Below are 21,652 nucleotides of genomic sequence, written 5' to 3' on the forward strand. Positions count from 1 at the left end.
GACAGTATCGCAGAAACCCCGTAGAATAAACAACGTTATCATTCCAGCAAAGCAGCGCTGCCGGCGTTGCGAAAGGGGTCTCGTTCTATGTTCAAAAATGGTTTACAGATTGGCCTGATGCTATTCGGCATGTTCTTCGGCGCAGGCAATCTCATCTTTCCGCCGTCGCTCGGCTTCCAGGCTGCCAGCCAGTTCACACCGGCCATCCTGGGCTTCCTGCTCTCCGGCATCGGCATGCCGGTCATCGCGCTCATCATCGGCACCTTCAATCCCGGCGGTTTCCGCGCCGAGATGAGCCGCAAGATCTCGCCGCTCTTCTCGCTGCTGCTGCTCGCACTCATCTACCTTTCCATCGGCCCCCTGATGGCCATCCCGCGCACGGCGGCCACGTCGTTCTCGATTGGCGTGCTGCCCATCAGCGGCGACGGCGTGCTGCCGCTTGCCATCTTCACGCTATTCTACTTCGCCTTTGCCTGGTGGCTCGCCATCACGCCAAGCAAGCTGCTGCCCCGCCTCGGCAAGGTCCTGACGCCGCTCTTCGCCCTGCTCATCGTCGTGCTCATGCTCGCGGGACTTCTCACCTACACGGACCCGGCGCTCATCACGCCGCTCGGCAAATACGCATCCTCGGCCTTCGGCAATGGCTTCATCGAGGGCTACAACACCATGGATACCCTCGCCTCCTTCGCCTTCTGCATCCTCGCACTCAACGAGATGCGCCGCATTTCCTTCGCCTCCACCAGAGCCTACTACGTCAGCGTCTGGATGGCAGGGCTTGCCGTAGCCGTACTCATGGGCTCCCTTTACCTGGGTCTGGCCCTGCTTGGCAACCACTTCCCCATCCCGCCGCAGGTCTACGGTGACGCCCATATCAACCTCGGCGCCTACGTGCTCTCCCAGACCTCGCTCGCGCTCTTCGGCAACGTCGGCATGTGGTTCCTGGCCATCATGGTCACACTGACCTGCTTCACGACTACGGTCGGCCTCATCGCCGCCGTCTCGGCCTTCTTCTACGAAGAATTCCCCATCTTATCGTACAAGAAATACGCCACAATCATCAGCATCGTCAGCTTCCTCCTGGCCAACCTCGGCCTCAACCAGATTATCAAGGTATCGCTGCCGGTCCTGCTCTTCGTCTACCCGATTGCCATCACCGTCGTCATGATGACCATCCTCAACAAATTCGTTCGTCTCTCCCGCCTCGGCATGCGCCTGACAGTCGCACTCGCGGCCCTCGTATCGGCGCTCGACATCCTGCATCAGTTCACCGGTCTCGAATGGGCCGGCAGCATCATCACGAGCCTGCCGCTTGCCGAAAGCAGCCTCGCCTGGCTGCTGCCCGTCCTCATCGGCCTGGTGCTCTCCCTCGTCCTGCCCGGCCGCATCAGCGGCGAAACGGCGCTGGTACTCGAGCAGCCCCGAAAAAATTGAATTCAGATCACACTACAGCAAACGCCCCGATGCACCATTGCACCGGGGCGTTTTGTCATTCGGTCCGCACCGCCTCGACCATCTCGTCGTATACGTCAGCCAGCGTATAACGGCGCAAATCATCTTCAAAATGCTGCTGGATCTCCCGCAGGGACTTGTCGAGCGCACGATGGATGTTGCGCCCGATTGGGCAGGCCGGATTTGGGTTCTCATGGAAACGGAAGAGATTTTCCTCGCTATTCGTCTCCACGGCCTTGTACACATCAAGGAACGTGATTTCCGCTAAAGGACGGTCAATCGTGATGCCGCCCGGACCGCGCTTGACCACGATGATTCCCGCCTCGCGAAGCTGCGACATGATATTCCGGATGATGACCGGATTCGAGCCGATGCTCCCTGCCAGGAAATCACTTGTGATCTTATACGTCCCCGAAAAATATTGGACAGCCGTCAGAACATGCACGGCAATCGTGAATTTCGTTGAAATCTGCATAGATGTCACCCCATTTATTTCATCTATACATTATACAAAGAATTCGTCCAGCTGACAACCCCGGAAAAACCTCATCCTGCCAGCACCATCATGAGCCTGCCGTCACCGCGTGCCGTCGTCGTGCATCACGACCCAGGAAGCAACGGTGCGCGCGGCTTCGATATACCGATGAAAATCCTGGTCCTGCAGATCCTTCTCCTCACCGATCTCGCCATCTTCGATGTACAGGCGATGGTTGAACGCACGATCAGACTGCGTGAGCGGTGGCAGCAGCGAAGAATAACTGCTGCCAGCCGGCAGGATGAGCTCCGCCAGTGTCGGCGCAATCTGGATATGGCTGCCGGCCTGCTGCCCGGAAAAGAGATCCACGGGCACGCCGTCGCCATAGAAATAGCAGGGAATCCCGCTCAACGCCCAGAGCGAGACATCCGTCGCGAAATTGAATCGCTCCGCATGGTCACCCGTCACGACAAAGAGCGTCGAAGGATCATCCTGCTGCGCCTGACGAATGAATTTCCCCATGACCTGATCCGCATACCAGATATGGCCCAGCTGATCCAGCGTCGCCTTATCCGCAGGGATGGACGGCGGCAGTTTTGCCGCCACCTCGCTACGCGGGAAGCCCTCGGCATCCACATCATAGGCAAACGGCGGATGGTTGCTCGTCGTCAGGATGAAGTAGAACGTATCCTGCTCATCCGTCTCCATCTGCTTACGAATCGCATCGAACAGCACGCCATCCGGCACGCCCCACGACGAGCTCTCTCCCTGTTCCGGCAATTCGTCGGCACAGTGGAATTCATCAAAGCCCTCGCGCAGGGTAAAATGTCCGATTTCCTGCCAGCTGCGCAGTCCTCCGTACCAGAAGACCGTCTTGTATCCCATGCGCTTCATCGTCGCACCAATGCCGAGCCCATCGACATGGCCCTGAAAGCCCATCGTATAATTGACATACAGCCCCACATCGGGCAGACCCGTCAGGAAACCATTGAGCGAGGTCATCGTGCCGTTGCCGTTCGGCAGGAAATGATACGTATGCGCACCATGCGCCTCGAGCCACTCGCCCGTCTGCGCCAGCCCCAGCGAACGGTACTCCGGCAAAAGCGGCCAGAGTGCATAATTCTCGCCGAGTATTACCACGACATGATGCGGCCTCCTGGTCAGCGGCGCCGTACTCTTTTGACGGGTAAATGCCCCTTCGACAGTCTCGGCATTCAAATCGCCGCCCAGCGTAGCAACAGCCGCATCCAGTTCATCCGCCGAAATCGGCCGCAGCGCACGCTCCGTGGCGCGCTCATGCGTGCTGTACGCGCGGTAAAGCGCCTGTCCGTCATCGAGCACCGCTTCATTCAGGACCACATATCGCGTGCGCGCAGCACTCTCCCACGGCACGCCGCTGTCCGAATGAAACGCTCCGCCAAACCGGCAGAAAATGCCAAAGACCGGCACAAGGACTGCCGCCAGGACAGCATACCGCCGGACATGGCGTTTCGGCAGCCAGACCGGCGTACGCGCGATCCTGAGCCAGAGCCAGATGAAAAGCGCCATGAGCAGGACCGCACCGGTCAGGCGCGGCCAAAGCTGATACTGCTGCACCGCCGTATCCCAGATGGCCGAATGGTCATCCTTCCAGCCGTTGAACAGCATGATGTTGAAGCCCTGATGAAAGACTTCATAATACGGGATGCGGATCATGAAAAGCAGCGTCATCAGGGCCACAGCCGCACTGCCCAAGATCTCACGGATCCGTTTTTCCGGCCACCAGGCCCAGACGGCATACGGCAGCGTACCGAACACAAACGGGAACGCCGCCAGAAACGCCGTCGTCTTCAAGCTGATGCGGGCCCCGAGCCAAAGCGCCTCGACAATATCCTCCCAGCCGGCACTTCGCATCTGGCCGGCATAAATCAGCAAAAATGCAATACGAAATACCATGAGCAGGACGTAGATATACAAGAACAGCTTGCCGACCTGCTGCAATGATTTCCAAAAACGCAATAAACTCACCTTACATCATGTTCCAAGCACTTGTCAGCATGACGAACCACCCATGCTGTCAGTGACGTCATATCCGACGACAGCTGGCGCCACATCTTGTTGTCGGGCTCATGCTTCTTCGTGCCTTCCCGATCTGCCTCTTTGACTTCTTCCACCAGTCCGGATGCCACCTCGCCAATTTCCAGCGGCGTAATCCACTGCTTTGGCGTAACGAGGCCGGCCGGCTGCGGAAGCGTCAGGGACGGGTACAGCGAATAATACGTAAAGCCTTGCGGCGCAATCATTTCCAGTACCGTCGGCATGATGTTCAGATGCGTGCCGATGGTGTTTTCTCCGAAGAATCCCTGCGCAATATCGCGATGATGCACGAGCAGCGGCGTGCAATAAAGCTCGCGATACATATAATCGCGCGGCACCAGGGAAGAATTGCTCAAGTCGCCATAAAGATTGGAATGATCTCCCGTATAGAGAATCAAAGCATCCGGGAAACGCGTCTGGATCTTCCGGATAAAGGACTGAACAGCCCGATCCGCATAACGGGCCGTGCTGAATGCCTTGCGGCGTTCTTCATTCTCCCGGATATCCGTCCCGACATCCTTCAGCATCTCATCGGGATCACCGCCCAACACATTCATGGGAATCTTGTACGGACCATGGTTCGAAGTCGTATAAACAAAATGAAAGGTCGGTTCCTCCATTGTCTCCATTTGCTTGGCCGCTTCCGTCAAGAAGACATGGTCATATATACCGACCCAGGTACGCGGCGCATCCGGGCCGCAGAAATCCGTAGCACTCCGGACCTCATCAAAACCCTGCGCATGGCCGAAATGGTTGAAATTCCCGTTCGAAGCATTGCCGCCATACCAGTAAATCGTCCGATAGCCCAGCTTTTTCATCTGACCGGCAAACGACGTAATAGTCCGCCCCTGCCAGAACGATTCCATCTCATTCAGCTCCAGCTGAGCATCATAGATACCGCTCATCAAAGAAACGATGGACGGACGCGAGATATTGCCAGCCGGCAGAAAATTCTTCAGATAAGCCGTATGCGGATCAGCGATCCAGTCCTTCGTCGCATCCAGGATATGAAGATCGGCATAAAGAGGATCCAAGGCCCACTGCGGAACACTCTCCCCGACAATGACAAATACCTGCGACGGCTTGCGTATCACAGGACCACGCGCCGTGCGCCGGAACAGCTGCAGCGGATTATCCTGCGGCTGCCACTTACTTCCGGCGGGCAGGAGGCGCGAGATTGACTGCTCCAGCTCCTCATCACTATGCTGCATCTCCTCGGCCAACGGTTTTCGTCTCACCCATTTGAGCGCCACAAGATCATCCACACAGGCCCTGGCCAGGAATGCATCTTCCTTGACAAGCGAAGGGATCGTATCCCACTCCGGTTTATTGCGATGATTCAGCGTCCCGCCATAACGCACCCAGTAAAATCCCAGAACCGCCAGCAGGAAAAGCCCCGCCGTCAGCACGTATTGCGCCAGCGGCGACGCAATGTGAGGGGCAGGAAACGACGGCAGCTGCTGAAACAGCCAGCAGCCCACCCCGACAAACGGGATATAGAGCAAATACCCCAGGAGAATCCAGCCACCATGATCCTGATGGAAGAACACGTCCACCAGATTATGCTTCTCTGCATTCCTGCCCATGTGAACAAGGTAGTTGAAGGTATCATGAAAATGATGATAAAAAATCATCTTGCCGGCAAACGCCGTATACAGGATTGCACCATAAAGGCTGCCCAGAAATATACGCAGCTCCAGCCCGTACTGCTGAAAAAAGCCGACAAACAGTGAGGGAAGAGATACCAGGACCATCGATGCCAGGAACACATACGCATTAAAGTCCATCCCCCACCAGAAGCCAAAACGAAAACACTCCCGCAATGCCTTGCCACGACCTTTAAGAGAAGGGTACGGCTGATAGACCTTTATAAAAATCAAGCGGAAGATTGCACTTAGTACAGGGAAAAAAAGAAACAATTTTATATCCTGTTGTATTCCCTGAAAGAAATTTGCTAGCATCTTTTATATCCTTTATACTCACACTTGTAGTTGATTTTTATCTTTTTCGGCAGAATCTCCTATCCATGCCAATCCAAGTAAAAGCCAAAATTCTCTCATGATAGGAACATTTGTAAAATTCGTATCGGTTAGGCCTTCTACATGAACTGCGATAAAAATCAAAATTCCCATAAATGCATATGAATAATCATTACCACGTTCTCTACGTTTGTACTGCTTTATTAATCTATATAAAATATATAAATTAAACAAAACAAAGGCGCTTCCACCAATCAATCCACCTTCAGAAAACCGTTTTAAGATATTATTATGCGGATGTCCATGTCCACTTCTTGGATCATCTGTTTTGGGACGTTCCTGCGCCAATGGGGAAATATACTGTGTATTGTAAACATAGCCAAACTCATCAGATCCAATTCCAGCTAAGGGATGATCTCTTGTTATCTCAATAGCAGCCTTCCACATCAAGACACGTTCACTATTACTCGTATATTGCATATCCGTTATACTATCGATACGATCTTGAATACTGGGGTAGGCCACCGATACAGCTCCAACAAAAAGAAATAAGGCACTCAATCCTATCGCTATTTTCTTTCGCATATTCTTGCAGAAAACAGCATATATAATACTTGTTACAACAAATGAAATCCATGCACCTCGTGTTTGAGAAGCTATAAGCATCAACAAGGAAAGCAGCATTACAAACAGGAAAAATCCTTTTTCCTTACCAGAAAAATATTCCTTATGTGCGCACCACCATAACACAGGAATAGCCATAAGCATATGCGTAGCAAAAAAAGTAGGTGAGTGACTAAAGCCTAATACACGCAGCCCCCATAAAGAAATCATATTCGTAATTAATTGATAAACTGCCATTAAGTCCGTAAGCAGAACGGATACGGCAAAGAATAAGCACGTTATTTTTAAATACTTTTGATTTGATATCCCCACCATGACTAAAAAGAAGGGTATCAGCCGATAAGCAGTAGAACCTACTGCTTCCACACTATGGAGCGGTTCTATAGACTGAGTGGATAGAATAATCCATAAGACAAAATATAGTATACTTATGCGAAAAAAAGAATCCTCAAAAATAATATCGAGCCTCTTTTTTTCATGCATACCTATATACAGCAAAAAAAGGAATCCAAAAATTATCCCCCATAAAGTTAAAAAAGTTGATATATTACTCCCTATTGCTATAAGTAATATATCATAGTAAAGATATTTATATATCCTCATATATTCCTCTTCTTTCAATAAATAATATAAATATTTCTTTATTCTATCAATGAAGTTGTCTACTAAAATCAAGGATAATCAATGCTGTGCAATCCTCATCATGTATATTTTTTTATAATCCCATCTAAAACGCCAGCTAAATATTTATAGTCAAAATGTTTCCTTGCATATTTTTGACACGCTAAATTTAATTCTTCTAAATGTGGATTTTGCATTATATTCATCAATGATTTAGAAACGGATGTTTTATTCTGTTCTGTCACACATCCTAACCTCTTTTGATTAGTTGCATCTAATACAAAAGCACTATAATCAGTTAATACGGGATATGCACCAAAATACATAGCTTCAAGAACAGCAATACATACACTTTCTGTACGGCTAGTCATACAAACTATTTTAGAACGTTTACATAATGTATACAATTCAGTTCTATCCGTAATTTTTCCAGTTAGTACGATACTATTTTTTAGTTTAGGATTATTATTTATAAAATCCTTTAAGTATAACTCAAATTCTTTTGTAGAAGGTCCTACAAAATAAAATTTCCAAGTATTTATTATAGTATCCGGAAGTAAGCTTATAGCATCTAAAAGAAGCTCATTATGCTTCGCATAATCGCCTAGTCTCCCCAATGTAATAACTATATTTTCTTTATAATTTTTCTCGACCGTATTAATATCAACATCTAATAACGAAACACCGTTGGGTAAATATATGATTCTATTTTTAAAAATAGGCAATTTCTTCAATGATTCAAAATATAATTTTGTTTCAACTGAAAAAAAATCAACATATTTACTTTTTATTTTTTCAAACCATATTTTTACTGAATTAGCAAATCTTTGATTAACAAAATGCTTATACCCTCCATGGCCCATATCTAATTTGCTATATACAACAATTTTAGGATTCACTTTCTTTGCTAATCTAGCAATTTTCCAAACAGTACTACCATAATTAAAAAGCATAAGAACATCTATGTCCATAGCATATTTTTTCAAATAAGTTTTTGCTAATTTAATCTGCTCTTTATATGCAACAGCGTTCCCTAAACATATTGGTTTTACATACTGTGCAAACATACAATTCCATTCAGTATTATTATATATTGTATTAAAATATAAATATTTTGAATCCCATTTATAATCCTTAGCAAGTTCATACAAAAACATCCCTACATCTTTGTATACCATCCACGGATTATCTGAATCATCAAATTTAATTAATGCAATGCGTTTCATAAAAATATCCGTCCTACTTAACCAAGAATATTCTCCCTACATTATATTAATCATAGATAAAGTTATACAGGTTAAAACAAATTATACTTTTCATTATCTTTAATCAATTATTCAAAGACCATTCTTCCCGTTATATTTCTCATGCACTTTACAGTATCACAACTATTGGCAGTTTCATCTGAACATGGTGAGCATGTATAATTTAGATATATTGGTGTACACCGCCTTCTTGGAGCCCACCGAGATGGTAAGTCCTTACTAAATAAAGGTATCACAAAAGTTCCTAAAGATCCGGCGATATGCATTGGACCACTATCAGGAGTAACTACACAATTAGCTCGTCGGATCAGCTCTATCAATTGAAGTACTGATGTTTTATTAAACAAATCGTACTGAACATTAGATGGCCGTTCTTGCTCTTGCTTAATCTTACCTGTAAGTATTACCGGTATATTATATTTTCCCTCGACTAATTGGATAAATTCATTTACCTCATTAACCGGCCAATTCCTTCTTTCAAACCCTGCAAATGGAGTCAGTAGTATAAATGGACTTTTTTCTGACAATCCAATAGAATGAAGTAATAAATCTACTTCATGTTTCGTTTCTCCATCAGGAATCGATACATCACAACGTGTCATGTCTCCATCTATATTTATACCCAATGCTTCAGAAAAAATTTTTGCATTCGTTTCTGCAGCATAACGAGTAGATGCAAATACATTATTTATTAATTGATGCGTTAAACACTTTGTAAATAGTTTTCCACGTCTTGGTACACCAGCCCTAACCTTAATACCAAACAACCAGGAAAACGGCAAAATATGTGGTTGCCAATCTGTAAATATAACCGCATCTTGCCCTATCAAATCAGGCAAGACACGGTATCTTCCCATAAAATGACCACGTTTTATACATACTACCTTATCAATATAGGGGATTTTACTGATGACATCTACTGTCTTATCTATAGTCATCATTGTAATTTTACAAGTGGGATACATTTCTTTTATTCTACGTAGAGCAGGCGTAAACATGATAAGATCACCAATACCCCCACCTGTCGTTATAAAAATTTTCTTTCCATCCCACATACAATCTCCTCATTCCGTTAGTTTTATAAGGTTTTACTAAAAAACCTTTATGCCATTAACACGATCTAGTCAACAAGGTATAGCAGTTCATTAGCACCATATCGGGTGTCACATGCCATAAGCAGTTCGGTTTGGGATTGCTCGGACATTCATCCGCACGACATTTACACGGACAGCATGGTTCATCCGTTGTAAGTACACGGGCATTTTCGTTGATCGGATGCCAGCGTTTCGGGCTCGTACAGCCGTACATCGTAACCATGGGCACTCCTGTAGTCGCTGCAATATGTGTTGCACCTGTATCTACAGTCACGAAAAGGTCGGATTTTTTGATGACGGCTGCCAAATCTACCAAATTGGTTTGACCACAGAAGTTCGCTACGGGTACATGCATATCCGCAATAACTTCATCTGCATAAGCCCTGTCACCAGGAGCACCGACGATAAAGAAGCTCGCATTATATTCCTTGCTCAGCCCATCCACTACTTTGACAAAATATTCTTTTGGCCAGGTCTTTAAGGGGAAGGTCCCCTTCACACATAAAGCAATACGCTTTTCTGTCAGGGGAAGGGTCGCCATTAATGCATCTGCCTTTTTTTCATTTTCAGGCATAATGCGCGCAAAAACGGGACGTTCATGGCCAGTCTGTCCGGTGAACCCCCGTACGATTTCCTGATACGTCTCTGCTTGAAGGGTAGTCTCCAAATTGTGTTTGATATGTATCGTTTTCGTATACAGCCACGTTACACGGCTCGGTTTATCATCAAAAACACGATCCGGGCCAATTCTCACAGGGATGCCTGCCAGCCAGCACAATAAGGCCGGACGCAATTTCCGGTCAAATGAAATGCTGAGATCAAAATGATGCGACTTAATGGTTTTGACCATATCCATCATCTTATGGAATGAGTTTTGTTTTGCCTTGTAATCAAATATAATGACCTCATCAATGACAGGATTGTTCTCCACAGCCTGACGGACGACGGGTCTGGCCAGCATCGTAATCCTGGCGTTCGGATATGCTTGTTTCAACAAGGCAATCGCACTTGTCGTCAGGACGACATCGCCAAGATTGACTAAAGCATTCACTAAGATATTGCGATATTCCCCATTTTTCACGTTTGTCATGATAGCTTCTCCGTATGTCTGGGCTAATTACCGTATCAGGACATCAAAATGTTTTGAATCAATCGTTCCTGACTGTACGCGGCATTTGCCAAGTCCAACCCATGTTGATAGGTAGTCGTATTATTCGTTAGATCATCAATAAATTTTTCCAATTGTTTTGCAAAGTCTTCAATGGATGTCAATTGGATGGCCTGCCCAATTGTATAGTTTTCCAAGACTTCCGGATTGAGTTCTGGAGAAATCAATACCGGTTTGTAAAAGCCAATCGCGGTAAACAGCATCGCGCCCCAATGGTATCGATAACGCTCAGCCGCGTAAGGCATCATGATGGCATCTACTCCCAAGAGCGCCTTCTGCCATTCCAAGCCAATGAGATTCTTGTGCCAAAAAGTGATGTTCCCATAACCATGGTAATCCCGTGCAAACTGCTCGAACAACTCTCCGTCTTCCGGTTTGGCCGTCGCACCTTGTACAATCAACTCAACTGGCACTGAAAATTTGGCCTTTGTAAAAGCTTCGAGGAAAAAGCCAAGATTCTTCTCCTTGCGAAACTGGCCAAAGAAGCCAATCTTCATCGGCGGCTTAAAAGAGAGTTGTTTATTCACGGGCAATTCCCATGGCTTGAAAACAGGTGGCGGAATCAAATCAATATTATGAAGGCCGCTGTTCTTGAAGTCATCCCGCAAGGTGATGACCTTGAGATGGATATTGTGGCAGGATTCCACTCGATGTGCCTGTTTCTCAAATTTTGGCTGCTCATGCGGATTGATACCATGAAAAACCATATACACGGGAACCGGCGAATCCTTCAGTTTGCTGCGCAAGATTGTACGGATATACCGCCATGTCCCAGTGGGGATAATAATGGCGTCACAGTGATGTGCGCAGGCCTTGGCATAGGCTGAATTAAACCAGGCAACACGACGGCGCTCTCTCAGCAAAGACAGAAATATCTTCTTCAGCTTGCCCGCACCAGCATAGGTGACGACTTCGCCACCTTCAAGGTATTCGACATCACAATGATAATCTAACTTAAACGGAAAGCGCTCCGGCACAAAGAAAACAGGATCATGTCCCTGTTTCCGGAGTTCTTCGACAAGAATGCGGTCAAATTCCACCTCGTGGCCAGCCGGCATGACAATGGATTCCAGAATAGCAACTCTCATCTGTCAATCTCCTCTCCGCTGCAACTCGTGAAGTTTCAAATACTTGAGCATGGTATAGAAAAAATGGGTACAGCACAGATACGTTCCTATCCCTCCGTCAAGAAATCCTCTGCGAACGATAAACATCTTAAAAAATCCGCCCACGCTGTGAAAGAATATACCCGGCATGGAAATTCTCTTGCCGCGTTTATATGCATCTTCTGCCCAGATGGTCGTATAAAGGCAGAGCTTTTCTTCCCATTCATGCCAATCACGATACGTATGATGCTCAATATGGCCAGATAACCGCCTTTCCGGAAGTTTACACGTCGGATGTTCATGGACCTTGTTGACCCAGGAGACCTCCTGACGCGGGAACATGCGCAAAACACGGTCTGGATAGAGGACACCGTAATTGAACGTCACACCAAAAGCCACGGACTTCCTTGTAATTGCATACTGAGCATCCATATTGCCAGAAGCCAAAATACGATTGACTTCATCAATCAATTCCTCATTAAGACGCTCATCCGCATCGAGATAAAGGACCCAGTCCGCTTCCGTCTGCTTCAGCGCGAAGTTTCGCTGTGCGGCAAAATCATTCGTCCAGGCGCGGAACGCGACTTTTGCACCGTGCGCCTTCGCCAGTTCAACCGTTTTGTCTGTGCTGCCGGAATCAATGATGACGACTTCATCCGTACATTTCTTGGCGTTCTCCACCACGGAAACAATATTCTCTTCTTCATTACATGTCAGGATCAAGATGGCCAGTGAGCTCATAGTATTCCTCATTTCAGCAGCGATTGGATGCTGGCAGCAATAGCGGCATCCACTTCATCGAGCAGGGCGTAGCGCTTGCGGTAATTCGAGCGCTTGCGCGTCGGGATTTCTTCCATGGTCTTGCGGTATTCGGTCATCGGCAGCTCGTAGAAACGCTGGTCTGCGCAGGGGCGGCCGCCGGATTCTTTCCAGAAGTCGCTGAAGCTCGTCTTGAGCTTGCGGTCACGGCGAATGTGGTTGTTCGCGTAATAGCCGTAGTTCGTGACCGCATAAATCTGCTTGAGGCCAAGTGCCTTCGCTGCCTCCTGCGTCGCATGCAGGATGAAGTTTTTCGTGCGATAGGCATGGCAGCGTTTCGTGACTTTCTTGACAACTTCTTTCGCATTGTCCATGTTCGGCCCCTGCATGGCCCCAATCCAGAGAGCCCATTCACCGGCCTTGTTCGGCGCAATCCAGAACATCATCTGGTAAAGGTCATGCTCGTCCAGGCGCAGCACGATGGACAGCAATCCTTCCTTGCGCTGACCCGGATGGTAAAAGAGCTCAAAGCGCAGATGGCCCATTTCGTCCTGGCTTTCCCAGAGCACATAGGGTTTTCCCGCATAAAGGCTTAAAACAACATCTTCCTGCAGGTGCGTGACGAGGAACTCCATATGCTTTTCTACCAGGCGGGCGCGCTCGTCGAACGTCGACTTGTTGTAGAAGAAGGCTCTGGTCGGCTGTTCGTAGACAAACGGGCATTCGTCCGCGATTTTTCCATACAGGTCGTTCTGCGAGAAGAACTGATGCAGGCGCTGCATGCGGCTGTTGTTCAGCAGGCAGCGCACCACAAAGACGGCCATGCGTCTGGCCTCGCGCGGGTTATCGGTATTATAGATCTTTTTTCCTAAATGTATGTAGTCAAGCATGTCGTATCCCTTATGAATGATCTCTCTATCTCAATGCATGTTTCTGTCTTTTTCATTCTACCCTATTCGCTGGCGATAATCAAACGAAAAGCCCTATCATCTGACAGGGCTTGCAGCGTTCAATATAGGATTGCGGGCGTCTAGCAGGAAATGCCTGCCTGGACGAGATCGTACAGGCTTCCGCCTTCGTAGCGCAGGCCCGTGAGGCCAGCGTTCCTGGCACAGAGCATGTCACTTTCGCGGTCGCCGACAAAGTACGAGGCAGCGCGATCGATGTGGAAGCGGGCACATGCCTCGTCGATGAGGCCGGTGGCCGGCTTGCGGCAATTGCACGTCCTGGTGTAGGCCGGCACGGAACCCTGTGGATGATGCGGGCAGTAGTAGAGCGCATCGAGGTGGGCGCCAATGCTCTGAAGTTCCTCATTCATCCAGTCGTAGACGTGCCGAACGTCGCTCTCGGGGTAGTAGCCGCGGGCAACGCCGGACTGGTTCGTCACGAGGATGGCGAGATAGCCATGGTCGTTGACGTATTTGATGGCTTCTTTGGCGCCGGGAATCCAGATGAAGTCTTCGGGACGGTGCAGGTAGGCGATGTCGACGTTGAGGGTGCCGTCGCGGTCGAAGAAGACGGCTCTGCGGAAGACCTCATCCACCGCTTTGCGGTCCCCCTTCCCCAGAGGGGAAGGCTTCTTATTTTCCGTATTCATAGTAACCGCCGTTGTCGAGGAAGTCGACGTATTCCTTTACGGCTTCGTCCATGTCCGTGAAGCCCTGGTCGTAGCCGGCGGCGAGCAGGTGGGTCGGGTCGGATTCCGTGAAGTTCTGGTATTTGCCCTTGAGGACTTCCGGGAAGTCGCGGTAGGCGATTTCACCCTTGCCCATGGCCTTGATGACGGACTGAGCTACTTCCTTGTAGCTGTGCGCATGGCCGGTGCCGCAGTTGTAGATGCCGGACGGGCCGTGGTTTTCCCAGAACCAGAGATTGACGCGGACGACGTCTTTGACGTAGACGAAGTCGCGGCGCTGCTCGCCGTCCTCGACCGGTTTGCCGGCGATCTCGCCCCAGCCGCGGAACAGGTGTGCCTTGCCCGTCTCGTTGATCTGGTTGTAGAGCTGATAGAAGATGGAGGCCATCTTGCCCTTGTGATGCTCCTGCGGGCCGTAAACGTTGAAGTACTTGAGGCCGACGATCTGGCTGTGTGCTTCCGGCATGACCTGGCGCACATAGCGGTCGAAGGCGAGCTTCGAGAAGGCATACGGATTCAGGGCATCCTCACATGCATCGCCTTCGCGGAAGCCATGCTTGCCGGCGCCGTACGTCGAAGCCGAGCTGGCATAGAAGAACGGGATGCGATGCTGCAGGCAGAAGTGCAGCAGGGATTTGGAGTACTCGTAGTTCACGCGCATCATGAAGTTGACGTCGTATTCCATGGTATCGGAGCAGGCGCCTTCATGGAAGACCGCGTCGATATCCGTGCCGTCGAAGTCGTCATCCTCGATGGACTGAAGGAAGTCATCCTTGTACTGGTAGTCAATGAACTGCAAGCCGCGCAGGTTCTTGTAGTTCTGTCCATCCTTGAGGTCATCGACGATCAGGATGTCCGAACGGCCACGACGGTTGAGTTCCTTGACGATGTTACTGCCGATGAAACCGGCACCACCCGTTACAATAATCATTGAAAAATTCCCCTTTCCAGATAAAACTGCCAGGCACATTGTCCCGGCAGGAAAAGACCATCAGAGTGCCTCGAGGACCTTCAGGAGTTCTTCGCGGCTGACGGCATACGTACCGAGCTTGGCGACGACAACGCTGGCGGCGAGGTTGGCCATGTACGCGCCATCGGCTGCCGAGAGCCCGCCGGCCAGTGCCATGGCAAAGACGGCGATAACGGTATCGCCGGCACCCGAGACATCGAAGACTTCTTGCGCCTTCGTCGGGATATGGACGATCTCGCCGTCGCGCACGAGGGAGAGGCCGTGCTCCGAACGCGTGACAATGATGTTCTTGAGCTTGAATTTGCGCATGACGTAATGCGCGGCCTTCTCGACCGGCTTGTCCTCGTTGCGGATGGGTTCCAGCAGGACCTGATTGATTTCCTTGAGGTTCGGCGTGATGTAGTCCGCATGTGCGTATTTGACCCAGTTCGTGCCTTTTGGGTCGACGACGACGGGAACGCCGTGTTCATGGCAGAGTTTGATGATTTTCTGGCAGTTGTCCTCGGTGCAGGCTCCCTTGCCGTAATCCGAGATGATCACGCAGTCCAGGCTCTCATTGAGCTTCTGGCGAATGTAGCCGAGGAAGCGTTCCGCGTAGGGACCGTCGATGGGTGCCGATTCCTCGAAGTCGAGGCGCAGCATCTGCTGATGCCCGCCGATAACGCGCAGTTTCGTCGTCGTCGGCCGGTCCGTCGTAATAAGGCCATGATAGTCGATGCCGCGAGCCGTGAATTTGTCGAGCAGGCTCTGGCAATGGTAATCATCGCCGACGAAGCCGCATATGCTCGTCTCACAGCCAAGCAAAGCCAGGTTATGCGCGACGTTGGCAGCGCCACCGAGCGTTTCTTTCGTATTATACACATGATTAATAGGTACTGGCGCTTCCGGCGAGATACGCGTGACCTCTCCGTAATAATACTTATCCAGCATGACATCGCCGACTACAAGGATCTTGCACTTCCCGGTCTTACGGGCAACGAAATCGTATAAGGCTTCCTTATCCATTTGGCACCTCTTCCTGATACTCCATGCTTTATCAAGCATCTCACTCAAAGTTCTACGACACGGCATTGGTACTGCCCCTGCGGCCGGGAAAGCTTGTACGCAGGTTCCCCGTGATACGCAGCGAGCAGCTCGTCCACGTACTTCATGACGACATCTACGGGTATATTCTTCATGCAGGCCATGTTATCCTTCCCCTTGCGCGGACATTCGTGGATGCCGCAGGGATGGCATTTCTCCGGCGTCTTGATGAGGACGTCCCTGCCATCATAGGGATAGAAGGTCGGCACCGGACTCGCGCCGAACATCGTGACAATCGGGACGTTCATGGCGACACCGACATGCATGGGGCCGGAATCCGTCGTGAGGAACAGGCAGCAGCGCCGCAGGAGCCCGGCAAGCACCGTCAGACTGACCTTGCCCGTGAAAATATGGATGCGCGGACTCTCGCGCTCCTCCATCTGTGCCACGCATTTGTCGACGATGGACACGTCGGTCGGGCCGCCGAGGAAAGCGATGTCATAGCCGCGGCGGATGAGACGGTCGGCACAGGCGGCAAAATAGCTGTCGAGCCAGCGTTTCGTCAGCCAGCTCGCGCCGATGTTGAAAGCCACGACCTTGGCATCCGGCCCGATTTCCTTTTGCCAGAGGCGCTGCGTTTCCGCTTCAGCTTCAGGCGGCAGCCACATCTCAAGGCCGCGGTCATCGATGGTCTTGACGCCGACGGCCTCTCTGAGCACATCGAGATGACAGAGCACCTGATGCTTGACCTTGTCCTGCGGCGTATCCGCCATGGCGCAGTTCGGCAGTACTTGGTCGAAGAACCGCTTGAAGCCCGGCTGAGAATAACCGACAATGCGTTTCCCGCCCGAAAAGGCCGCAATAGCCGAAGCCCGCTCATTGCGATGGAAATTGATCACGAGGTCGAAATGGCGCCGGCGTATCTTGTGGATGAAGCGCAGGAGGGCCAGCAGGCCCTTGTCCCTGCCGTGTTTGTCGATGAGGATGCATTCGTCGATATTCTGGTTGCAGCGCACGAGATCGCCGAGCGGCTTATCCGTGAGCAGTGCGATATGCGCCTGCGGGTAATTCGTCCGGAGAGTCCGGAGCGCCGGCGTCACCAGCATGAGGTCACCAATGTGCATCGTATTGATGACCAGGATATTCTGATACATGAAAAGCCCTTTCTTCTTCCTGACGATTGATCACTTGGCTGCAGTTGCGGATGATTTCTTCGTGCCGTTCCGCAGGATTGGCAGCAGCTTCTCTTCCACCTGTGCCGGCGTGATGATGTCGAGGCAGTCATGACCGAGCGGGCACGCGCGCTTCATGCATTCCTTGCAGCTGCGATCGGCGACGAGGAGATTGTCCATCTGCCCGTAGGGGCCGGTTCGCCTCGGCAGCGTCGGGCCCATCATCATGATGGTCGGCGCCTTGAGCCCGACGGCGAGATGCGTTGGGCCCGTATCGCCGCCCACGACGGCAGCAGCCTGCTGGAACAGATAGGCGAGCTGCTTGAAATTCAGACTGCCCACGAGATTGATGGGCGGAATCTCCATCTGCGCGGCAATCGCGGCAGCCTTCTGCGATTCCACAGGGCCGCTGCCCACGAGCACGGGGATGATCTTCTGCTCATAAAGCCAGTCGCCGAGTGCGGCAAAGTGCTTGTCCGGCCAGCATTTTGTCGGCCAGCTGGCACCGACGACGAGCACGACGCAGGGATTCTTCATATCGGCGCCGGCCTGCGCAACGATGCGGCGCGTGAGGTCCTGTTCCTTCGCCGGCACGGAAAGCGGCAGCCGGACATCCTGCACATTGCAGCCGATGGCACGGGCCGTATCGAGATAGCGCTCAATGACATGGTCGTGGACGTGTGCGCCTCGAACAGGCTGCGAGATGAGCTGGCTGCCCTCGCGCATATTCCACATGCCGAATTTCTGTTTTTTTGGTGCCTTGGCCAGGTAAGCGATGGCAGCCGATTTAAAGAGGCCCTGCAGATCGAGGACGACATCGTACGTGCGCTCCTGGATTTTCTTCCGGAAGGGGCCGATATGGCTGAGGAAGCCGCCCAGTGAACGAAATTCCTTCTTATGGAAGACGATGATCTCATCGACGCAGTCAGCCATCGCCACAATGTCATAGGCCGGCGGCTCCACGACCCAGGTCAGATGTGCCTTAGGATACGTTTCCTTGATGGCATGGCTGACGGGCAGGGCATGGATGACATCGCCGATGGAGCTGAGTTTGACAATCAGGATATTCTTCATGATGCTCTTAACTCTCCGCCTGAATCTTCTTGATGATGTTCGTCGTGGAGCGGCCCTCCACCATGTTGACGAATTTGACTTCACCGCCGTAGCTCTGCACGATCTTGGCCTCAGGCAGAGTATCCAGCGTGTAGTCGCCGCCCTTGACGTAAACATCCGGCTTGACCTGTGCGATGATTGTCTCTGCCGTCTTCTCACCGAACAGGACGACGTAATCCACAGCCTTCAGCGCGCCGACCACCTCCGCACGGTCGAGCTCATGATTGATGGGACGCGTCGGCCCTTTGTTTTCCCGCACGGAAGCATCGGTGTTGAGTCCCAGCACGAGCACATCACCGAAGGAACGCGCTTTTTCCAGGTAACGGACATGGCCGGCGTGCAGGATGTCAAAGCATCCGTTGGTGAATACGATTTTCGTGCCCGCTTCCCGCAGGATGCGGCAAAATTCGGCAATATCTCTGCCATCGATCAGCATGTTTTCCTTCCTCTCTCTTATCCGTCACGGCAAGTGTCTTTCTTCTGAATGAGTGAATGGATGATTCCGTGTCAGCGTTGCAGGGCCTGCAGGAGTTCCTGCGAGGAAACGGTGCTCGTACCCAGCTTGCGCACGGCAATGCCGCTGGCGATGTTGCTGAGCTCTGCTGCTCTGGCCGGCTGCACGCCGGCTGCCAGGGCGAGGATGACGGTGGCCACGCAGGTATCACCGGCGCCGGAGACATCGAAGACCTCGCTCTTATCTGAAACGGGGATGTCGTGTACGGCTCCATCCTTCTCAATGAGGATCATGCCGAGTTCCCCGCGCGTCACGAGCACGCCGTCAGCCTCCAGATCCTGCAGGAGTTCACGCCCCGCGGCAATGATTTCCTCCGCGCCATGCAGCGAACGGCCGACGGCGGCCGCCAGCTCTGCATCATTCTGCTTGACGTAGCCGATATGGCGGAAGCGGCGAATGGCATAGCGTGAATCCACGATGCTCGGCAGATCGTGCTGCCGGCAGTACGTGATGAGTGCCTGCTGCAAGCCTTCCGTCACCGTACCGGCTCCATAGTCGCTAATGACCACGCCATCGATTTCCGGCAGGACTTTCTTCAGATAGCGCTCCATCTCCGCCTCGAGGACGGGGCTCATGGGCTCGCGGCTCTCCTTGTCAATCCGCACGATCTGCTGGCTGACCGTAGCGCGGCCGCCCGCGATGATGCGCGTCTTGGAAATCGTCGGCCGCGACGGATCGGTCAGCATGCCTTCCGTGTGCGCGCCATTCTGCTCGAGGATGTCCCTGAGCCCTTTGGCACCCTTATCCGCACCGACGAGGCCGGCCGCATAGACCGTGCCGCCTAACGTCGCGATATTGTTGACGACATTGGCTGCACCGCCCGCCACGATTTTCTCGCCGACCTGTTCCAGAACGAGTACCGGCGCTTCCCGGGAGATACGCGAGATGCGTCCGTCGAGGTAGATGTCCGCCACCATATCCCCGATGACCAGGATGCGTTTCCCCTGCAAAGCTGCGATCACGGAACTGAATTCCTGCTTCATGTATCTCTTCCTTTCTGCGTCATTTCTCTATTATCGGTATTCGCGGTCAGAATGGCAGGAAATGCCATTTGACCTTCCAGGTGTTGTCGCGGCCTTCATAATGCAGGATGAGCTGCGAGCAGTGCATATCGTGGAACCAGTAGTAATCGAGCTTGTCCCAGTCACTGCCCTCTACGTTATATTTTGCACCGAACGCAATGCGGTTCTTATCATCCAGGCGATAGCTGAAGCCTGTTTCAATCTTGCGGGAGAAACTGTCGTTATCAAAATCGAAAAGCGAATTCTGGGTGTTGTTCTTCTGATAACGATAAGCCGCATAGCCGGACCAGCGGTCATCAAAGTCTTTGATCAGTACGGCATCATAGTTAAAGCCGCGAACCGTCGAATCATCGTACGATTCCTTCGTGACCTCATAGCTGGAGCTCAGGTGCAGGCGCCAGCCGGCGAACGTAATGGCATCACGGCTGATGCCGAATGTATAGCGGTTGTGATTACTGCGAATGCCGTTCTGATACCAGCGGCCGTACTCGCCATTGATGCCGTAATGGAACGGCGTATGCCCGATGCGCCGGTTATGGCCCCAGAGCAGGGATGGTTCCTTTTTCAGCCAGTTATCATCGTTGTCATCGAAATAGCCGTAAACGACACGCGTGTAGACGGTACGGTTCGACCAGCCCATATTGACATCGTTGCGCCAGCTCTTTTTCGTCGTATACATGAGGTTGAGATTGGCATCCACATGCGGTGCGACCGGCGTATGGTAGCTCTGCTCGACCCAGACGCCATTCGTCTTGTCGTAGCCGACGCGCGGCAGCCAGTCCGTCGGGTTCTGGTCTTTCGTCAAATCCACCTCATATTTCGACTTCGTCATGATGACATTGCCCTTGAGCAGGAATTTGACATGGTGCATGACCATCTTGTCGTTGGGGTAGATTTCTATCTTCTGCGCGTAAAGGTTGTAGTCCGGATGCTGCGCACTGCACTTGGTCTTCGTGCCATCGTAGATGATGATCTTATCCGGATAGAACTCAAAGCGCTTGCCCGACATGTAGCTGTCCGCGACCTGGCCCTTGGCGCGCTCCATCGTGCCCGTGCGGTCCTTGTAGTTGTAATTCGTCTCGTAGCCGTCGAGCAGCACCTTCGTCTGGCCCGGCGTCAGCTGCATCATATGCCCCTTGCCGGGAATATGGATGCGCTGCGTGATGGTATTGCCATCGACATCCTCCCCCGTAAAGCGGTGATTATCAAGCTGCGTGATCTTGACCTTGCCCTTGGCCTCGAAATCGCCGGTCGCCTGATTCCAGGTCAGGTCGTCGCCCTCAAAAGCCACAGGAGCGGCCTTCGTCGGATCCACCGGATAGCGCAGGTGCTTGGCCATCTCCGCCGTATCCTTGAGGAGCTGCGTTTCTTCCGGCGTCACCTTCTGCTTGTCCCGGGCAGCACGATGTTCATTTTCCAGGTAGTCGAGGAGCCCGAGGCTCGTATCGGAATCGGACCGGTACGTCGCAGCGCTGACCGTGCCCGGCACGCACAGGGCTGCGACAATCAAGCCCGATAAAATCTTATTTGATACCTTCATCCAAAAAATCTCCATTCAAAAAAGACTGCTAACCTCTATAGTACAT

General features: G+C 51.4%; 19 protein-coding genes. 1 reads left to right on the plus strand and 18 read right to left on the minus strand.

Annotated features, from left to right (window positions below; all coding sequences use genetic code 11):
• Positions 1 to 87: 87 nt before the first annotated feature.
• A complete protein-coding gene (gene brnQ, locus DWZ54_RS01700; protein ID WP_118474239.1) occupies positions 88 to 1,431 on the plus strand; it encodes a branched-chain amino acid transport system II carrier protein in 1,344 nt (447 codons plus the stop codon).
• 55 nt (positions 1,432 to 1,486) lie between these two features.
• Here the strand turns inward: brnQ and DWZ54_RS01705 are convergent, their stop codons facing one another.
• The 18 genes from DWZ54_RS01705 to DWZ54_RS01790 form a co-directional block, all read right to left on the minus strand.
• The gene (locus DWZ54_RS01705; RefSeq protein ID WP_118474240.1) at positions 1,487 to 1,924 is read right to left on the minus strand and encodes an Rrf2 family transcriptional regulator; all 438 of its coding nucleotides are present in this window, start codon (positions 1,922 to 1,924) and stop codon (positions 1,487 to 1,489) included.
• A 102-nt stretch (positions 1,925 to 2,026) separates the two neighbouring features.
• A complete protein-coding gene (locus tag DWZ54_RS01710) occupies positions 2,027 to 3,931 on the minus strand; it encodes an LTA synthase family protein (RefSeq protein WP_233541585.1) in 1,905 nt (634 codons plus the stop codon).
• Positions 3,928 to 5,787 (minus strand): LTA synthase family protein, encoded by a 1,860-nt coding sequence (locus DWZ54_RS01715; RefSeq protein WP_233541586.1) that lies wholly within the window; start codon positions 5,785 to 5,787, stop codon positions 3,928 to 3,930. Before DWZ54_RS01715 ends, DWZ54_RS01710 begins: the two co-directional genes overlap by 4 nt.
• Before the next feature lie 192 nt (positions 5,788 to 5,979).
• Entirely contained in the window at positions 5,980 to 7,278 is a 1,299-nt protein-coding gene (locus DWZ54_RS01720; RefSeq protein ID WP_118474242.1) for an O-antigen ligase, read from the minus strand.
• Between the two features lie 26 nt (positions 7,279 to 7,304).
• The gene (locus DWZ54_RS01725; protein WP_118474243.1) at positions 7,305 to 8,450 is read right to left on the minus strand and encodes a glycosyltransferase; all 1,146 of its coding nucleotides are present in this window, start codon (positions 8,448 to 8,450) and stop codon (positions 7,305 to 7,307) included.
• Between the two features lie 107 nt (positions 8,451 to 8,557).
• Entirely contained in the window at positions 8,558 to 9,544 is a 987-nt protein-coding gene (locus tag DWZ54_RS01730; protein ID WP_118474244.1) for a glycosyltransferase family 9 protein, read from the minus strand.
• Between the two features lie 55 nt (positions 9,545 to 9,599).
• Positions 9,600 to 10,673: a glycosyltransferase family 9 protein gene (locus DWZ54_RS01735; protein ID WP_118474245.1), complete on the minus strand. Its 1,074-nt coding sequence runs from the start codon at positions 10,671 to 10,673 to the stop codon at positions 9,600 to 9,602.
• 35 nt (positions 10,674 to 10,708) lie between these two features.
• Positions 10,709 to 11,839 (minus strand): glycosyltransferase family 1 protein, encoded by a 1,131-nt coding sequence (locus DWZ54_RS01740; RefSeq protein ID WP_118474246.1) that lies wholly within the window; start codon positions 11,837 to 11,839, stop codon positions 10,709 to 10,711.
• Positions 11,840 to 11,842: 3 nt separating this feature from the next.
• Complete coding sequence (locus tag DWZ54_RS01745; RefSeq protein WP_118474247.1) at positions 11,843 to 12,598, minus strand: glycosyltransferase family 2 protein; 756 nt, start codon at positions 12,596 to 12,598, stop codon at positions 11,843 to 11,845.
• 8 nt (positions 12,599 to 12,606) lie between these two features.
• Positions 12,607 to 13,506 (minus strand): VirK/YbjX family protein, encoded by a 900-nt coding sequence (locus DWZ54_RS01750; protein ID WP_118474248.1) that lies wholly within the window; start codon positions 13,504 to 13,506, stop codon positions 12,607 to 12,609.
• A 140-nt stretch (positions 13,507 to 13,646) separates the two neighbouring features.
• A complete protein-coding gene (locus DWZ54_RS01755; RefSeq protein ID WP_233541587.1) occupies positions 13,647 to 14,159 on the minus strand; it encodes a D-glycero-beta-D-manno-heptose 1,7-bisphosphate 7-phosphatase in 513 nt (170 codons plus the stop codon).
• 37 nt (positions 14,160 to 14,196) lie between these two features.
• The gene (gene rfaD / locus DWZ54_RS01760) at positions 14,197 to 15,183 is read right to left on the minus strand and encodes an ADP-glyceromanno-heptose 6-epimerase (RefSeq protein ID WP_118014632.1); all 987 of its coding nucleotides are present in this window, start codon (positions 15,181 to 15,183) and stop codon (positions 14,197 to 14,199) included.
• Between the two features lie 60 nt (positions 15,184 to 15,243).
• Positions 15,244 to 16,227: a D-glycero-beta-D-manno-heptose-7-phosphate kinase gene (gene rfaE1 / locus DWZ54_RS01765; protein ID WP_118014629.1), complete on the minus strand. Its 984-nt coding sequence runs from the start codon at positions 16,225 to 16,227 to the stop codon at positions 15,244 to 15,246.
• 44 nt (positions 16,228 to 16,271) lie between these two features.
• Positions 16,272 to 17,399, minus strand: a complete 1,128-nt coding sequence (locus tag DWZ54_RS01770) for a glycosyltransferase family 9 protein (RefSeq protein ID WP_118474250.1) — start codon at positions 17,397 to 17,399, stop codon at positions 16,272 to 16,274.
• Positions 17,400 to 17,429: 30 nt separating this feature from the next.
• Positions 17,430 to 18,491, minus strand: a complete 1,062-nt coding sequence (gene waaC, locus DWZ54_RS01775) for a lipopolysaccharide heptosyltransferase I (RefSeq protein ID WP_118474251.1) — start codon at positions 18,489 to 18,491, stop codon at positions 17,430 to 17,432.
• 7 nt (positions 18,492 to 18,498) lie between these two features.
• The gene (gene rfaE2 / locus DWZ54_RS01780; RefSeq protein ID WP_118474252.1) at positions 18,499 to 18,966 is read right to left on the minus strand and encodes a D-glycero-beta-D-manno-heptose 1-phosphate adenylyltransferase; all 468 of its coding nucleotides are present in this window, start codon (positions 18,964 to 18,966) and stop codon (positions 18,499 to 18,501) included.
• A 71-nt stretch (positions 18,967 to 19,037) separates the two neighbouring features.
• Positions 19,038 to 20,027, minus strand: coding sequence for a bifunctional heptose 7-phosphate kinase/heptose 1-phosphate adenyltransferase (locus DWZ54_RS01785; RefSeq protein WP_118474253.1), 990 nt, complete (start codon positions 20,025 to 20,027; stop codon positions 19,038 to 19,040).
• Positions 20,028 to 20,073: 46 nt separating this feature from the next.
• Positions 20,074 to 21,606 carry an LPS-assembly protein LptD gene (locus tag DWZ54_RS01790; RefSeq protein ID WP_118474254.1) on the minus strand — a complete coding sequence of 511 codons (1,533 nt, stop codon included), beginning with the start codon at positions 21,604 to 21,606 and terminating at the stop codon, positions 20,074 to 20,076.
• Between the last annotated feature and the right edge of the window lie 46 nt (positions 21,607 to 21,652).

Source organism: Mitsuokella sp. AF33-22 (assembly GCF_003475755.1).
In the GTDB taxonomy this organism is placed as follows: Bacteria; Bacillota; Negativicutes; order Selenomonadales; family Selenomonadaceae; genus Mitsuokella.

Bases quoted from the DNA above. Each gene is read 5' to 3' on its own strand.
- DWZ54_RS01725 (WP_118474243.1), bottom strand. From the start codon at position 8,450: ATGAAACGCATTGCATTAATTAAATTTGATGATTCAGATAATCCGTGG.
- DWZ54_RS01715 (WP_233541586.1), bottom strand. From the start codon at position 5,787: ATGGACTTTAATGCGTATGTGTTCCTGGCATCGATGGTCCTGGTATCT.
- DWZ54_RS01785 (WP_118474253.1), bottom strand. From the start codon at position 20,027: ATGAAGCAGGAATTCAGTTCCGTGATCGCAGCTTTGCAGGGGAAACGC.
- DWZ54_RS01730 (WP_118474244.1), bottom strand. From the start codon at position 9,544: ATGTGGGATGGAAAGAAAATTTTTATAACGACAGGTGGGGGTATTGGT.
- DWZ54_RS01750 (WP_118474248.1), bottom strand. From the start codon at position 13,506: ATGCTTGACTACATACATTTAGGAAAAAAGATCTATAATACCGATAAC.
- rfaE2 (WP_118474252.1), bottom strand. From the start codon at position 18,966: ATGCTGATCGATGGCAGAGATATTGCCGAATTTTGCCGCATCCTGCGG.
- DWZ54_RS01740 (WP_118474246.1), bottom strand. From the start codon at position 11,839: ATGAGAGTTGCTATTCTGGAATCCATTGTCATGCCGGCTGGCCACGAG.
- brnQ (WP_118474239.1), top strand. From the start codon at position 88: ATGTTCAAAAATGGTTTACAGATTGGCCTGATGCTATTCGGCATGTTC.
- DWZ54_RS01705 (WP_118474240.1), bottom strand. From the start codon at position 1,924: ATGCAGATTTCAACGAAATTCACGATTGCCGTGCATGTTCTGACGGCT.
- DWZ54_RS01745 (WP_118474247.1), bottom strand. From the start codon at position 12,598: ATGAGCTCACTGGCCATCTTGATCCTGACATGTAATGAAGAAGAGAAT.
- waaC (WP_118474251.1), bottom strand. From the start codon at position 18,491: ATGAAGAATATCCTGATTGTCAAACTCAGCTCCATCGGCGATGTCATC.
- DWZ54_RS01735 (WP_118474245.1), bottom strand. From the start codon at position 10,673: ATGACAAACGTGAAAAATGGGGAATATCGCAATATCTTAGTGAATGCT.
- rfaD (WP_118014632.1), bottom strand. From the start codon at position 15,183: ATGATTATTGTAACGGGTGGTGCCGGTTTCATCGGCAGTAACATCGTC.
- DWZ54_RS01790 (WP_118474254.1), bottom strand. From the start codon at position 21,606: ATGAAGGTATCAAATAAGATTTTATCGGGCTTGATTGTCGCAGCCCTG.
- rfaE1 (WP_118014629.1), bottom strand. From the start codon at position 16,227: ATGGATAAGGAAGCCTTATACGATTTCGTTGCCCGTAAGACCGGGAAG.
- DWZ54_RS01770 (WP_118474250.1), bottom strand. From the start codon at position 17,399: ATGTATCAGAATATCCTGGTCATCAATACGATGCACATTGGTGACCTC.